The organism is Streptomyces sp. NPDC051214, from assembly GCF_040682375.1.
Classification (GTDB): Bacteria; Actinomycetota; Actinomycetes; order Streptomycetales; family Streptomycetaceae; genus Streptomyces.
The window spans coordinates 280463-293987 of record NZ_JBFBAT010000010.1; the positions used below are offsets into that span (position 1 = coordinate 280463).

The following is a 13525-nucleotide window of genomic DNA, read 5'->3' on the forward strand; positions in this document are numbered from 1 at the left end:
TTATCCCCCGGGAGTCCTGGCGGCCCTCCTCATGGCATCACGGCGCCGAGCCGTGCACCCTGACGCATATGACCGCACGCGCCATGTCCTCGACCACGTCTTCGGCGTACCCGCCACAGCCGCCGTCCTCGCCGCATCCGCCGTCCTCGCCGCGCTCGTCGTCCTCGCCACCGCCGCCCGCCCGCTTCGCGGCGTACGACGCGCAGACCTGGAGGGAGATCGCGCATCTTCTCGCCAATCTGCCGGTCGGCGTGGCCGGTTTCGTCTATGTGGTCGTGACGCTCGCCGCCGGCGGCGGTCTCGCCGTGACGGTCGTCGGCCTGCCGCTGCTCGCGGGCGCGCTGCTCGGCGCCCGGCTGATCGGCAGGGCGGAGCGGGCGCGGGCGCGGGCTCTGCTCGGGCTGTGGATCGACGAGCCGAGCCCGATGCCCAAGCAGCGGGGGCGCGGCTTCTTCGGCTGGCTGTGGTGGAGCCTGAAGGACCCGGTGGGCTGGCGCACGATGCTGTACTCCTTCATGCGGCTGCCCTGGGGCGTGGTGACCTTCGCCGTCACCCTGACCGGGCTCTTCGTGCTCTGGCCGGTGCTCCCCTACATCGTGCGCGGCCTGACGAACGCCGACCGCGCGATGGCGCGCGGGCTGCTCTCGCCCTCCGACGAACTGGAGCGGCGCATCGTGGAGTTGGAGTCGGACCGCGGGGTCGTCGTCGACACCGCCGCGGCCGACCTGCGCCGCATCGAGCGCGACCTGCACGACGGGGCGCAGGCCCGCCTGGTGGCGCTCGCCATGGGGCTGGGCCTGGCCAAGGAGAAGCTCCTGGAGGGCCAGGCCGACGACACCGTGGCGGCGATGGTCGACGAGGCGCACGGCGAGGTGAAGCTCGCCCTCCAGGAGCTGCGCGACCTGGCCCGCGGCATCCACCCGGCGGTCCTGACCGACCGCGGCCTGGACGCGGCGCTGTCCTCGGTGGCCTCGCGGTGCACGGTGCCGGTGAAGGTGACCGCCGATCTGCCGGCGCGCCCGGCCGCCGCGATCGAGGGCATCGCGTACTTCACGGTCTCCGAGCTCCTGCAGAACGTCAGCAAGCACAGCGGGGCCCGTACGGCGTCCGTGGACGTGTGGCGGGCCGACCAGCGGCTGCTCATCCAGGTGTGGGACGACGGCAGGGGCGGCGCGCGTCTGGACGGGGGCTCGGGCATGGCGGGGCTCGCGGACCGGCTCGGCGCGGTCGACGGCCTGTTCGTGATCGAGTCCCCGGAGGGCGGCCCCACGACGATCACGGCGGAGCTGCCGTGGCGCGACCGGGACCAGGACCGGGAGCCGACGGCACAGGCGGCCCGGGGGTAGGGAAAACCCCCGGTCGAAGACACCTACGCACCACATGGTCCGGATCTGCCGCGGCCAGCACTCTTGAGATACGACGCCGAACCAGCGCGTGACCCGCAAGAGGCAGCGCACGACCGCACAGAAACGGACGACACCGATGGCCACGGAGTACGGACAGGAGTACGGACGCATGGACCGTTCGGAGTTCCGGGGATCCGACCTCGACGATCGGCGGCGCCGTCTCCCGGCCGGGCTGCGGGCGCCGATCGAGGCGCGCGCCTGGAAGGAGTTCGGCTATGTGCTCCTGAGCCTGCCGATCAGCATCGTCACGTTCGTGTTCGCGGTCACGATGCTGTCGGTCGGCGCCGGACTGCTGATCACGTTCATCGGCATCCCGGTGCTCGCCGCCGGGCTCGCCGCCTGCCGCGGCTTCGGCTCGCTCGAACGGGTGCGGGCGCGGGCGCTCCTGGGCGTCGAGGTGGCCGACCCAGAGCCGCTGCGGCCCAAGAACGGCGGCGGGCCCATGGCGTGGATGGGCGCCGTGCTCAAGAGCGGCGTCTCCTGGCGGCACGTCCTCTACTCCATCCTCCACATGCCCTGGGCGGTCTTCTCCTTCACCGTGTCGGTGGTCTTCTGGACGTACGGCTGGGCGATGCTCACGTACCCGCTGTGGCAGTGGCTCTTCCCGCTCTACGGCGGCCAGGACGGCATCCAGCTCTACGGCGACGACGGCCACCGCGTCTACCTGGACAACCCCTTCGAGATCGGCGTCACCGCCCTCACCGGCCTGCTGATCACGCTCGCCACGCCCTGGATCATCCGGGCCCTGACCACGGTCGACCGCGTGATGGTGGCCGGTCTGCTCGGCCCGTCGAGCCTGGCCACGCGCGTCGTCGAGCTGGAGTCGGACCGCGGTGTCGTCGTCGACACGGCCGCCGCCGACCTGCGCCGCATCGAGCGCGACCTGCACGACGGGGCGCAGGCCCGCCTGGTGGCGCTCGCCATGGACCTGGGCCTGGCCAAGGAGAAGCTGACCGAGGACCCGGAGGCCGCGGCGCGCATGGTGGGCGAGGCGCACGGCGAGGTGAAGGTGGCCCTCCAGGAGCTGCGCGACCTGGCCCGCGGCATCCACCCGGCGGTCCTGACCGACCGCGGCCTGGACGCGGCGCTCTCCGCGCTCGCCGCCCGGTGCACGGTTCCGGTGCAGGTCGAGGTGGATCTGCCCGCGCGGCCTGCCGCCGCGATCGAGGGCATCGCGTACTTCACGGTCTCCGAGCTCCTGCAGAACATCAGCAAGCACGCGCGGGCGTCCCACGGCTCGGTCGACGTGTGGCAGGTCGAGGACCGGCTGATGCTCCAGGTCACCGACGACGGGGCCGGGGGCGCGGACGTGACCGGCGGTTCCGGTCTTGCCGGGCTCGCCGAGCGGCTCGACGCGGTCGACGGAATCCTGGTGGTGGATTCGCCGGTGGGCGGGCCCACGACGGTGACGGCCGAGTTGCCCTGGCGGGCCTAGGGTCCTGCCGCGGATCTCCCTCCGCGCTCACCCACCCGGTCGCCCCGCAGCGCGGGGGAGGCCGGGTGGGTGCTGCCGTGTCCGCGACGAGTGAGTACAGGGCAAGCGGTTGCCCGCGAACGCCGTTACGCCCTTCGCCGGCGTTCGTACGCGCGATACTGAGGTGCCGGGGGACAACCAGAACCACATATGCCGGGGGGCCGTGAACGTGGAGGACAAAGTGCGGGTCGTCATCGCCGAGGATTCGGTGCTGCTCAGAGAGGGCCTGACCCGGTTGCTGACCGACCGCGGGCACGACGTCGTCGCGGGGGTCGGCGACGCGGACGCGCTGATCAAGACGATCAACGACCTGTCGGCCGCGGGCGCGCTGCCCGACGTGGTCGTCGCTGACGTGCGGATGCCGCCGACGCACACCGACGAGGGCGTACGGGCCGCGGTGCACCTGCGCCACCAGTTCCCGGGGCTCGGGGTGCTCGTCCTCTCCCAGTACGTCGAGGAGCAGTACGCCACCGAACTGCTCGCCGGGTCCAGCCGTGGCGTCGGCTATCTGCTCAAGGACCGGGTCGCCGAGGTGCGCGAGTTCGTGGACGCCGTGGTGCGTGTGGCGCAGGGCGGCACGGCGCTCGACCCGGAGGTCGTGGCGCAGCTGCTGGGCCGCAGCCGCAAGCAGGACGTCCTCGCGGGGCTTACACCTCGCGAACGCGAGGTACTCGGTCTGATGGCCGAGGGCAGGACGAACTCGGCGGTGGCACGGCAGTTGGTGGTGAGTGACGGCGCGGTCGAGAAGCACGTCAGCAACATCTTCCTGAAGCTGGGGCTCTCCCAGAGCGACGGGGATCACCGGCGCGTCCTCGCGGTTCTCACCTACCTCAACTCCTAGCAATCTGACACCCTGTCAATTATTTGGCAACAGCGGCAACCACATGAGCACACCGCATGAGCACACCGCTTGAGCACGGAGACACGAGCACGGAGAACAGTCCTAGAACCAAAGGATGAGTGGGGGGCGTCTTCCATGTCGGGCCGGAGGGCGAGGCAGACCATGACGAAACGGGGCATTCCAGCGTCTCAAAAGTGCGTCCGTCATGCGATCAACCCCAGGAAGGCGACCCTTACAGACGTAGGGTGGGCCTTGGGAAGGCCGGTCGCCCAGCCCTTCCCGCTCAGCCGCCCGAGGGAGGTCCAGTTCAGTGACCAGCCAGGTCAGTAGCCCAGCCGAGCAGGCCGATGGGGCAGTCGTCGGAGAGCAGCGCAAGCATGCCGGTGAGAAGGATGTACGCCGTCTGGACCGGGTGATCATCCGCTTCGCGGGTGACTCGGGTGACGGCATGCAGCTCACCGGCGACCGGTTCACTTCGGAGACGGCGTCCTTCGGGAACGACCTCTCGACACTGCCGAACTTTCCCGCCGAGATCCGTGCTCCTGCCGGGACACTGCCGGGTGTCTCCTCCTTTCAGCTGCATTTCGCCGACCACGACATCCTCACGCCGGGCGACGCGCCGAACGTCCTGGTCGCGATGAACCCGGCGGCACTGAAGGCGAACATCGCCGATGTGCCGCGCGGCGCGGAGATCATCGTCAACACGGACGAGTTCTCCAAACGGGCGATGCAGAAGGTCGGCTACGAGGTCTCGCCGCTGGAAGACGGTTCGCTGGACGGCTACAGCGTCCACCCGGTGCCGCTGACGACGCTGACGGTCGAGGCGCTCAAGGAGTTCGACCTCTCGCGCAAGGACGCGGGCCGCAGCAAGAACATGTTCGCGCTGGGTCTGCTGTCGTGGATGTACCACCGGCCGACCGAGGGCACGGAGAAGTTCCTGCGGACGAAGTTCGCCAAGAAGCCGGACATCGCCGAGGCCAACATCGCGGCCTTCCACGCCGGTTGGAACTTCGGCGAGACGACCGAGGACTTCGCCGTCTCGTACGAGGTCGCTCCCGCCGCCCAGGCCTTCCCGACCGGCACCTACCGCAACATCTCGGGGAACCTGGCCCTCTCGTACGGGCTGATCGCAGCGGGCCGGCAGGCGGATCTGCCGCTCTATCTGGGCTCGTACCCGATCACCCCGGCCTCGGACATCCTGCACGAGCTGAGCAAGCACAAGAACTTCGGTGTGCGCACGTTCCAGGCCGAGGACGAGATCGCGGGCATCGGGGCGGCGCTGGGTGCGGCGTTCGGCGGTTCGCTGGCGGTGACGACGACGTCGGGGCCCGGTGTGGCGCTGAAGTCGGAGACGATCGGGCTCGCGGTGTCGCTGGAGCTGCCGCTGCTGATCGTGGACATCCAGCGCGGCGGACCCTCGACCGGACTGCCGACCAAGACCGAGCAGGCAGACCTGCTGCAGGCCATGTACGGGCGCAACGGCGAGGCGCCGGTGCCGATCGTGGCGCCCAAGACGCCGGCGGACTGCTTCGACGCGGCGCTTGAGGCGGCCCGGATCGCGGTCACCTACCGCACCCCGGTGTTCCTGTTGAGCGACGGCTATCTGGCCAACGGATCCGAGCCCTGGCGCATCCCGGACACCGATGAACTCCCGGACCTGCGCGTGCAGTTCGCCTCGGGGCCCAATCACACCGAGGACGACGGCACCGAGGCCTTCTGGCCCTACAAGCGCGACCCGCAGTCCCTGGCCCGCCCCTGGGCGATCCCGGGCACGCCCGGTCTCGAACACCGCATCGGCGGCATCGAGAAGCAGGACGGCACCGGCAACATCTCGTACGACCCGGCCAACCACGACTTCATGGTCCGCACCCGCCAGGCCAAGATCGACGGCATCCAGGTGCCCGACATCGAGGTCGACGACGCGACCGGCGACGCCAAGTTGCTCGTCCTCGGCTGGGGTTCGACCTACGGGCCCATCACCGCGGCGGTACGCCGGCTGCGGGCGGTCGGCGAGAGCGTGGCGCAGGCCCATCTGCGCCACCTCAACCCCTTCCCGCGGAATCTGGGCGAGGTCCTGAAGCGTTACGACAAGGTGGTGATTCCCGAGATGAACCTCGGGCAGCTCGCCACGCTCCTCCGCGCCAAGTACCTCGTGGACGCGGTCTCGTACAACCAGGTCAATGGAATGCCGTTCAAGGCCGAGCAGCTCGCCACGGCTCTCAAGGAGGCCATCGATGGCTGACACGAAGACCGAAGGCACCGGGAGCACGATCGAAGCGCTTTCCCTGGTGCCCAAGGCCGACGCCAAGCAATCCATGAAGGACTTCAAGTCCGACCAGGAGGTGCGCTGGTGCCCCGGCTGCGGTGACTACGCCGTCCTGGCCGCCGTACAGGGCTTCATGCCCGAACTCGGCCTGGCCAAGGAGAACATCGTCTTCGTCTCCGGCATCGGCTGCTCCAGCCGCTTCCCGTACTACATGAACACCTACGGCATGCACTCCATCCACGGCCGCGCCCCGGCCATCGCCACCGGACTGGCCTCCTCCCGGCGGGACTTGAGCGTGTGGGTGGTCACCGGGGACGGCGACGCGCTGTCCATCGGCGGCAACCACCTCATCCACGCCCTGCGCCGCAACGTCAACCTCAAGATCCTGCTCTTCAACAACCGGATCTACGGCCTCACCAAGGGCCAGTACTCCCCGACCTCCGAAGTCGGCAAGATCACCAAGTCGACGCCGATGGGTTCGCTGGACGCGCCCTTCAACCCGGTGTCGCTGGCGATCGGCGCGGAGGCGTCGTTCGTGGCGCGGACCGTGGACTCCGACCGCAAACACCTCACCTCCGTACTGCGCGAGGCCGCCGAGCACCCCGGCACCGCCCTGGTGGAGATCTACCAGAACTGCAACATCTTCAACGACGGCGCCTTCGAGGTCCTCAAGGACAAGCAACAGGCCGAAGAGGCGGTGATCCGCCTGGAGCACGGGCAGCCGATCCGCTTCGGGGCTCCCCTGGAGAGCGGCCTCGGCTCCAAGGGCGTCGTACGCGACCCGGCGACCGGCGATCTCAAAGTTGTCCCGGTCACTTCTGAGACCGAGTCTCAGATCCTGGTCCACGACGCGCACTCGACCTCGCCGACGCTGGCCTTCGCGCTCTCCCGCCTCGCCGACCCGGACACCCTGCACCACACCCCGATCGGCGTCTTCCGCGACGTCGAGCGTCCGGTCTACGACACCCTGATGTCCGACCAGCTCGACAGCGCCATCGAGCAGAACGGCAAGGGCGACCTGGCCGCGCTGCTCGCGGGCGGCGACACGTGGACGGTCGTCGGCTGACGCGACTCGCTACTCGCTTACGCGAAGCCCGGTTCTGATCCTTCAGGACCGGGCTTCGTCGTACGCCTCGCGCGCTTTCTGTACGTCCGCCAGGCGCCGCTCGGTCCACTCGGCGAGCGCCCGGACCTGCGTGCCGACCTCGCGCCCCAGGTCGGTGAGGGAGTAGTCGACGCGCGGCGGGATGACCGGCTTGGCGTCGCGGTGCACGAGGCCGTCGCGCTCCAGGGTCTGCAGCGTCTGCGTCAGCATCTTCTCGCTGACCCGGCCGAGCGCCCGGCGCAGCTCGCTGAAGCGGTACGAGCGCTCGTCCAGGGCGATCAGGACGAGCACCCCCCAGCGGCTCGTGACGTGCTCCAGGACGAGGCGCTGCGGGCACATTCCCTCGTCTCCGAGGTTCCAGCTGCTTACTGCCATGCCAGTACCTTACTTCAAAGTGGGTACTTTCCAATAGTTAGCGCCCGACGTAGGCTCACTGTCAGAACCGCACAGAACCACGCCCACAGGGAGATTCCAGACATGAGCATCGTCGTCACCGGAGCCACCGGACACCTCGGCCGTCTCGTCATCGACGGGCTGCTCGACGCGCAGGTGCCCGCCGGGCGGATAGCCGCCGTCGTCCGCGACAAGGAAAAGGCCGCCGACCTCGCCGCGCGCGGCGTGGAGCTGCGGGTCGCGGACTACAGCGCGCCCGAGACCCTCGTCGGCGTCTTCGCCGCGGGTGACCGGGTTCTGCTGATCTCCGGCAGCGAGGTGGGGCAGCGCGTGCCGCAGCACGCGGCGGTGATCGACGCGGCCCGTGCGGCGGGCGTCGCGCTCCTCGCGTACACCGGGGTCCTCGGCGGGCCCGACGCCGACTTCGACCTCGCGGCCGAGCACAAGGAGACCGAGCGGCTCATCCTCGAATCCGGGCTTCCGCACACGTTCCTGCGCAACGGCTGGTACCACGAGAACTACACCGCCAACCTCGCCCCCGTCCTGGAGCACGGCGCCGTCGTCGCCTCCGCGGGCGAGGGCAGGGTCGCCTCCGCCTCGCGCGCCGACTACGCGGCCGCCGCCGTCGCCGTGCTGACCGGCGAGGGCCACGAGGGCAAGACGTACGAGCTGAGCGGCGATGTCGCGTGGAGCCTGGCCGAGTACGCCGCCGAGGTCGCCCGGCAGAGCGGCAAGGACATCTCGTACGCGAACGTCTCCGCCGAGGAGAACCTCGCGATCCTGACCGGGGCGGGTCTGCCCGAGCCCTTCGCCGCGATCCTCGTGGACGTGGACTCGGCGATCGAGCGGGGGCTGCTCGCCGGTACGAGCGGTGATCTGGCCCGGCTCATCGGGCGGCCCACGACGCCGGTCGCCGACGCGATCTCGGTGGCGCTCAAGGGCTGAGGCCGGGCTGGGGGTCCCGCTGAGGCCGGGCTGGGGGACGCGCTGTGGGCGGGCTGGGGGACGCGCTGTGGGCGGGTGGCGGACGCGCTCAGGCCCGGTGGGGGGCGGCGAGACGGAGGTCATGACCGTTTTCGTGAGACGGGCATGACACGGGGGTGTCCGGGCCGCTACCTTCTGAGGGCAGCGTGGGGCTGCCTTGCACCAAGGAGGGGCCGTGGACGCCGCCGCAGCCGAGCATTCGAAGAGCGAGCAGCGCATAGGGCTGCTGAACGGCTTCGCGGCCTATGGGATGTGGGGCCTCGTGCCCCTCTTCTGGCCCCTGCTCAAGCCGTCCGGAGCCGGCGAGATCCTCGCGCACCGGATGGCGTGGTCGCTCGTCGTGGTCGGCGTCGCCCTGCTGCTCGTGCGGCGCTGGGCGTGGGCCGGCGAGCTCATCCGGCAGCCTCGCAAGCTGGGCCTCGTGACGATCGCCGCGGCGGTCATCACGGTCAACTGGGGCGTCTACATCTGGGCCGTGAACTCCGGCCACGTCGTCGAGGCCTCCCTCGGCTACTTCATCAACCCCCTGGTCACCATCGCGATGGGCGTCCTGCTCCTCGGCGAGCGGCTGCGGCCCGTGCAGTGGGCGGCCGTCGCCGTCGGCCTCGCGGCGGTCCTCGTGCTCGCCTTCGGGTACGGGCAGCCGCCGTGGATCTCGCTCTGCCTCGCCTTCTCCTTCGCCACGTACGGCCTGGTGAAGAAGAAGGTCGGGCTCAGCGGCCTCGAGTCGTTGACCGCCGAGACCGCGATCCAGTTCCTGCCCGCGGTCGGGTTCCTCGTGTGGCTCGGGGTGCGGGGTGACGCCACGTTCGGCGCGGAGGGCTTCGGGCACGCGGCGCTTCTCGCGGCGACCGGTCTGGTCACCGCCATTCCCCTGGTCTGCTTCGGGGCCGCGGCGATTCGGGTGCCGCTGGCGACGCTGGGGATGCTGCAGTACCTCGCGCCCGTCTTCCAGTTCCTGCTCGGCATCCTGTACTTCCATGAGGCGATGCCGCCTGAACGGTGGGCCGGGTTCGGGCTTGTGTGGCTGGCGTTGACGTTGCTGACGTGGGACGCGGTTCGCTCCGCGCGGCGTAATGCGGTGCGGCTTGCGGTGGCTCGGCGGGAATCTGGTGCCGGCCCTGCGGTGCCCGTTGCGGGGCAGGAGACCGAGCCTATGACTCCTGCGGCGGGGCGTGAGGGGTCTGCGGTCTGAGGCTTGCCCTGCGGGGTGCGGGTGCTTTGCGCGGGGTGCTTTGTGCGGGTTGTCTTGTCTTCCGCGGGCTCGCTGTGGCTGGTCGCGCAGTTCCCCGCGCCCCTTAAGGGGCGCTCCCGTCGGCTGTCTTCTGCGGGTGCTTCGTGGCTTGGCGCGCAGTTCCTCGCGCCCCTTTCGGGGCGCCCCCGTCGGCTGTTTTCTGCGAGTGCTTCGTGGCTTAGCGCGCAGTTCCTCGCGCCCCTGACGGGCGGCCTTGCGTACCTGCGGTGTCGAGTGACGCCTTCCAGCGGACCCGGGGCTTCGCCCCCCCCAGCGCCGGTAGTGGGGGAAATACGTCGGCCCCACCTCCTGCGATTCGGGCGGCCTCGTCGCTACCTTGCCCATACGGGAACAGAAGTGATCGAAAGCGACATGGCCTGACCGAGCCTGGCGGGAGGTCGAGACTCTCGTGCCCGAGAGCGCGCCCCGGACCGTTGCCCAGCCCGCGCCCCACCCGGGAGCGGCCTCCTCGACCGGCCGCCGCCGCCTCTCCGGCCGTGACGACCTCCCCCTTCTCGCCGCCTGCGTCGCCTACGCCGCCCTCTCCCTCGCTCTCGTCCCGCTCAGCCTGTCCCTCGGCTGGGACGAGATCGTCTACGCGAGCCGCTTCCCGCCGTACGAGCCCGCCACCCCCTTCAGCGCTCCCCGCACCCGTGGCGTCCCCCTCCTCATCGCCCCCGTCGCCGCCTGGAGCGACTCGACCGTCCTGCTCAGGGTCTGGTTGACGCTGCTCTCGACCACCGCCCTCTACCTGGGCTTCAGGCCCTGGCTGCGCGTCGTCGCAGGGCGGCCCGCCGTGGTCGGGGTGGCTGCCGGGCTCTACGGAAGCCTCTGGTTCGCGCTGTTCTACGCGAACGCCGCGATGCCGAACCACTACACCGCCATGGGGGCCACGGCCGCAGTCGGACTGTTCCTCGGGGCCCGCCCCGGGCGTCTCGCCCACGCGGGCATCGCGGCGGGGCTCGCCCTGGCCGCCCTGATGCGCCCGAACGACGGTGCCGCCGTCGCCGTCCCGCTGCTCGCCGCCGTCCTGCTCGTGCCCGCCTGGCGGACCAGGGGGCGCGCCCTCGCCGTGGTGGGCGGTGCTCTGGCCGGTCTGCTGCCGTGGGCCGTCGAGGCGTACGTCCGTTTCGGCGGCGTACGCGGACGGCTGGTCGCGGCAAGCGACGTGCAGGGCGGGCTGCGCCCCCTGGCCGCCGTCGAGGCCCAGTTCACCGCCCTGGACGGTCCGCTGCTCTGCCGTCCCTGCACCGCCGACCAGCTCAGGATCGTGGCCGCTGAGTGGTGGCTTCTCCTGCCATTGCTCGTGGCCGCCGGGCTGTGGGCCGCGAGGAAGGCGGGGGTGCGTGCCACGTACGGCAGTGCGGAAGGGGCTGTCGGGGCCCCGCAAGGCGGCGCCGCCCCTCGCGCCACCCCGTACTCCATCCGACCCGCGCTCCTGCTGGCCGTGATCGTCGCCGGGTGCGTCGCGCTGCCCTATCTCCTCCTCGTCCCCTATGGCGCCCCCCGCTTCCTCCTCCCGGCCCACGCCCTCCTCGCCGTCCCCGCGGCCTTCGGGCTCCTCGCCCTCTTCGGCCGGGCGCAACGCGCCGTCACCCTCGTGTGCGCAGCCGCCCTCGTCGCCCACCTGGCGGTCCAGCTCCCGCTGGCCCTCGGCAACGCCCGCATCCAGGCCGGCGCCCGCGGCGACTGGGTCCGCGTCACCGGTGTGCTGTACGAGCACGGGGTCCGCGCCCCGTGCGTCCTGAAGGGCAGCACTTCGGTGATCCCCATCGCGTACGTCTCCGGATGCTCCGCCGCCCGGCAGGACGACCGGCGGCAGCCCGCGGCCCTGATCCTGCGCGAGAAACAGCCCCCGCGCTGGGCCCGCGACTGGCGGCGGCACCCCGTGCCGGACACCTACGCCCCTGGCTGGACCGTGCTCGTGCCGCCGACGACGCCCGACTCGCCGAACGCGGCGACCGGCTTGCGGAACACGGCGACCGATATGCGCTCTTGACGCACGGTCAAGCTCACCCGCACCATCAGGCACGCCAATTCCGTGATCGGCGTACGGAATTGGCGCGTCATACGCAACCCCAAGCCACCACAAGCAACCCCCCACGCGACACATCAACAGAACACGGAGCCCCCCACATGAAGCTCTCCGTTCCCGGACGCGCCGCGGCAGCCGCCGTCATAGCCGTCACCGGACTCCTCACCACCAACGCGATGTCCTCCGCGGCCCCCGCCCCCACAGCGGCCGCCCCCGACATATCCGTGGCCAACGTCCAGGGCCATCTCTCGCAGCTGCAGAACATCGCCTCGTCCAACGGCGGCAACCGCGCCCACGGCAGCGCGGGCTACAAGGCCTCGATCGACTACGTGAAGGGCAAGCTGGACGAGGCCGGATTCACCACCTCGGTCCAGGAGTTCACCTCCAACGGCAAGACCGGCTACAACCTGGTCGCGGACTGGCCCGGCGGGGACGCCGACCAGGTCGTCATGGCGGGCTCGCACCTCGACAGCGTCGGCTCGGGTCCCGGCATCAACGACAACGGCTCCGGCTCGGCCGCGATCCTGGAGACCGCGCTCACCGTGGCGCGCGAACAGTACAAGCCGGCCAAGCACCTGCGGTTCGCCTGGTGGGGCGCCGAGGAGCTGGGGCTCGTCGGCTCCTCGCACTACGTCGACAAGCTGCCCGCGGGCGAGCGCTCGAAGATCAAGGGCTATCTGAACTTCGACATGATCGGCTCCCCGAACCCGGGTTACTTCGTCTACGACGACGACCCCACCATCGAGAAGACCTTCAAGGACTTCTACGGCGGCCTCGACCTCGCCACGGAACCCGACGAGGAGGGCGACGGCCGCTCCGACCACGCACCGTTCAAGGACGTGGGCGTCCCGGTCGGCGGACTGTTCAGCGGCGCCGACTACAAGAAGACCGCCGCGCAGGCCGAGAACTGGGGCGGCACAGCCGGTGAGCCGTTCGACAAGTGCTACCACTCCGCCTGCGACACGGAGTCGAACATCGACGGAACCGCCCTCGACCACAACAGCGACGCGGTGGCGTACGCGGTGTGGGGGCTTTCCGCCTGACCCCGGGCCTCGGCCCCACGGGCCGGGCACCCCTGGACGCAATTACCTGCGCGTGCATATAGTGCAGGCGCAGGTAATTGCACGGTCCTGGCGACCGTGCGCCGCCACGCCACACCCCAGGGGGCCCACCATGACCCGCACGTTCCTCTTCGTCCTCGGCAGCGCCCGCCCCGACGGCAACACGGAGACTCTGGCCCGCAAGGCCGCCGAACAGCTCCCGGCCGACGTGGAGCAGCGCTGGCTGAACCTCGCCGACCACCCGCTGCCCGACTTCGAGGACCTGCGCCACGACAGCACACGCCCGCGGGCCCGCCCCCGGCCCTCCGGCGACAACGAGGCGCTGCTCCTGGACGCCACCCTCGACGCCACGGACATCGTCATCGTGTCGCCCCTGTACTGGTACTCCCTGTCGGCCACCACCAAGCGCTACCTCGATTACTGGGACGCGTGGCTCGAGGTCCCGGAGGTCGACTTCAAGGCCACCATGAAGGGCCGCACCTTGTGGGGCGTGACGGCGCTCGCCCACAGCGAGGAGGAGGTCGCGGAGCCGCTGATCGGCACGCTGAACCACGTGGCCGCCTTCTTCCCGCTGCACTTCGGCGGCGTCCTGCTCGGCAACGGGTCGCGGCCGGGCAACGTGCTCGACGACACGGAGGCCCTCGCCCGCGCCAAGACGTTCTTCGCCCAGGAGCCGCCGCTCGCCCGCTACCCGTACGAGAGCTGATGCCCCGAACGGCCCTAGGA

Annotated in this window: 11 protein-coding genes; 10 read left to right on the top strand and 1 reads right to left on the bottom strand. The window is 70.6% G+C overall.

Going from position 1 to position 13525, the window contains the following annotated elements; all coding sequences use genetic code 11:
* The first annotated feature begins 68 nt into the window (after nt 1-68).
* The 5 genes from AB0M70_RS27130 (at nt 69) to AB0M70_RS27150 (ending at nt 7053) form a co-directional block, all read left to right on the top strand.
* Complete coding sequence (locus AB0M70_RS27130; protein ID WP_365823611.1) at nt 69-1346, top strand: sensor domain-containing protein; 1278 nt, start codon at nt 69-71, stop codon at nt 1344-1346.
* A 136-nt stretch (nt 1347-1482) separates the two neighbouring features.
* Entirely contained in the window at nt 1483-2841 is a 1359-nt protein-coding gene (locus AB0M70_RS27135) for a sensor domain-containing protein (RefSeq protein WP_365823613.1), read from the top strand.
* Between the two features lie 220 nt (nt 2842-3061).
* Nucleotides 3062-3721, top strand: coding sequence for a response regulator transcription factor (locus AB0M70_RS27140; protein WP_365823807.1), 660 nt, complete (start codon nt 3062-3064; stop codon nt 3719-3721).
* A gap of 310 nt (nt 3722-4031) precedes the next feature.
* Nucleotides 4032-5963, top strand: a complete 1932-nt coding sequence (locus tag AB0M70_RS27145; RefSeq protein ID WP_365823615.1) for a 2-oxoacid:acceptor oxidoreductase subunit alpha — start codon at nt 4032-4034, stop codon at nt 5961-5963.
* Entirely contained in the window at nt 5956-7053 is a 1098-nt protein-coding gene (locus AB0M70_RS27150; protein WP_365823617.1) for a 2-oxoacid:ferredoxin oxidoreductase subunit beta, read from the top strand. The genes AB0M70_RS27145 and AB0M70_RS27150 overlap by 8 nt, the downstream gene beginning before the upstream one ends.
* A 42-nt stretch (nt 7054-7095) precedes the next feature.
* Here the strand turns inward: AB0M70_RS27150 and AB0M70_RS27155 are convergent, their stop codons facing one another.
* The gene (locus AB0M70_RS27155) at nt 7096-7467 is read right to left on the bottom strand and encodes a helix-turn-helix domain-containing protein (protein ID WP_365823619.1); all 372 of its coding nucleotides are present in this window, start codon (nt 7465-7467) and stop codon (nt 7096-7098) included.
* Nucleotides 7468-7569: 102 nt separating this feature from the next.
* Here AB0M70_RS27155 and AB0M70_RS27160 point away from each other — a divergent pair, with 102 nt between their 5' ends.
* The 5 genes from AB0M70_RS27160 to AB0M70_RS27180 all read left to right on the top strand — a co-directional run bounded on the left by AB0M70_RS27160 (nt 7570) and on the right by AB0M70_RS27180 (nt 13505).
* Nucleotides 7570-8430 (top strand): SDR family oxidoreductase, encoded by an 861-nt coding sequence (locus AB0M70_RS27160; RefSeq protein ID WP_365823621.1) that lies wholly within the window; start codon nt 7570-7572, stop codon nt 8428-8430.
* Nucleotides 8431-8644: 214 nt separating this feature from the next.
* Nucleotides 8645-9664, top strand: a complete 1020-nt coding sequence (gene rarD / locus AB0M70_RS27165) for an EamA family transporter RarD (RefSeq protein WP_365823623.1) — start codon at nt 8645-8647, stop codon at nt 9662-9664.
* Between the two features lie 448 nt (nt 9665-10112).
* A complete protein-coding gene (locus AB0M70_RS27170) occupies nt 10113-11702 on the top strand; it encodes a hypothetical protein (protein ID WP_365823625.1) in 1590 nt (529 codons plus the stop codon).
* 137 nt (nt 11703-11839) lie between these two features.
* Nucleotides 11840-12781: a M28 family metallopeptidase gene (locus AB0M70_RS27175; RefSeq protein ID WP_365823627.1), complete on the top strand. Its 942-nt coding sequence runs from the start codon at nt 11840-11842 to the stop codon at nt 12779-12781.
* 130 nt (nt 12782-12911) lie between these two features.
* The gene (locus AB0M70_RS27180) at nt 12912-13505 is read left to right on the top strand and encodes an NAD(P)H-dependent oxidoreductase (RefSeq protein WP_365823629.1); all 594 of its coding nucleotides are present in this window, start codon (nt 12912-12914) and stop codon (nt 13503-13505) included.
* Nucleotides 13506-13525: the final 20 nt, after the last annotated feature.

Bases quoted from the DNA above. Each gene is read 5' to 3' on its own strand.
- AB0M70_RS27130 (WP_365823611.1), top strand. From the start codon at position 69: ATGACCGCACGCGCCATGTCCTCGACCACGTCTTCGGCGTACCCGCCA.
- AB0M70_RS27175 (WP_365823627.1), top strand. From the start codon at position 11,840: ATGAAGCTCTCCGTTCCCGGACGCGCCGCGGCAGCCGCCGTCATAGCC.
- AB0M70_RS27160 (WP_365823621.1), top strand. From the start codon at position 7,570: ATGAGCATCGTCGTCACCGGAGCCACCGGACACCTCGGCCGTCTCGTC.
- AB0M70_RS27155 (WP_365823619.1), bottom strand. From the start codon at position 7,467: ATGGCAGTAAGCAGCTGGAACCTCGGAGACGAGGGAATGTGCCCGCAG.
- AB0M70_RS27135 (WP_365823613.1), top strand. From the start codon at position 1,483: ATGGCCACGGAGTACGGACAGGAGTACGGACGCATGGACCGTTCGGAG.
- AB0M70_RS27150 (WP_365823617.1), top strand. From the start codon at position 5,956: ATGGCTGACACGAAGACCGAAGGCACCGGGAGCACGATCGAAGCGCTT.
- AB0M70_RS27180 (WP_365823629.1), top strand. From the start codon at position 12,912: ATGACCCGCACGTTCCTCTTCGTCCTCGGCAGCGCCCGCCCCGACGGC.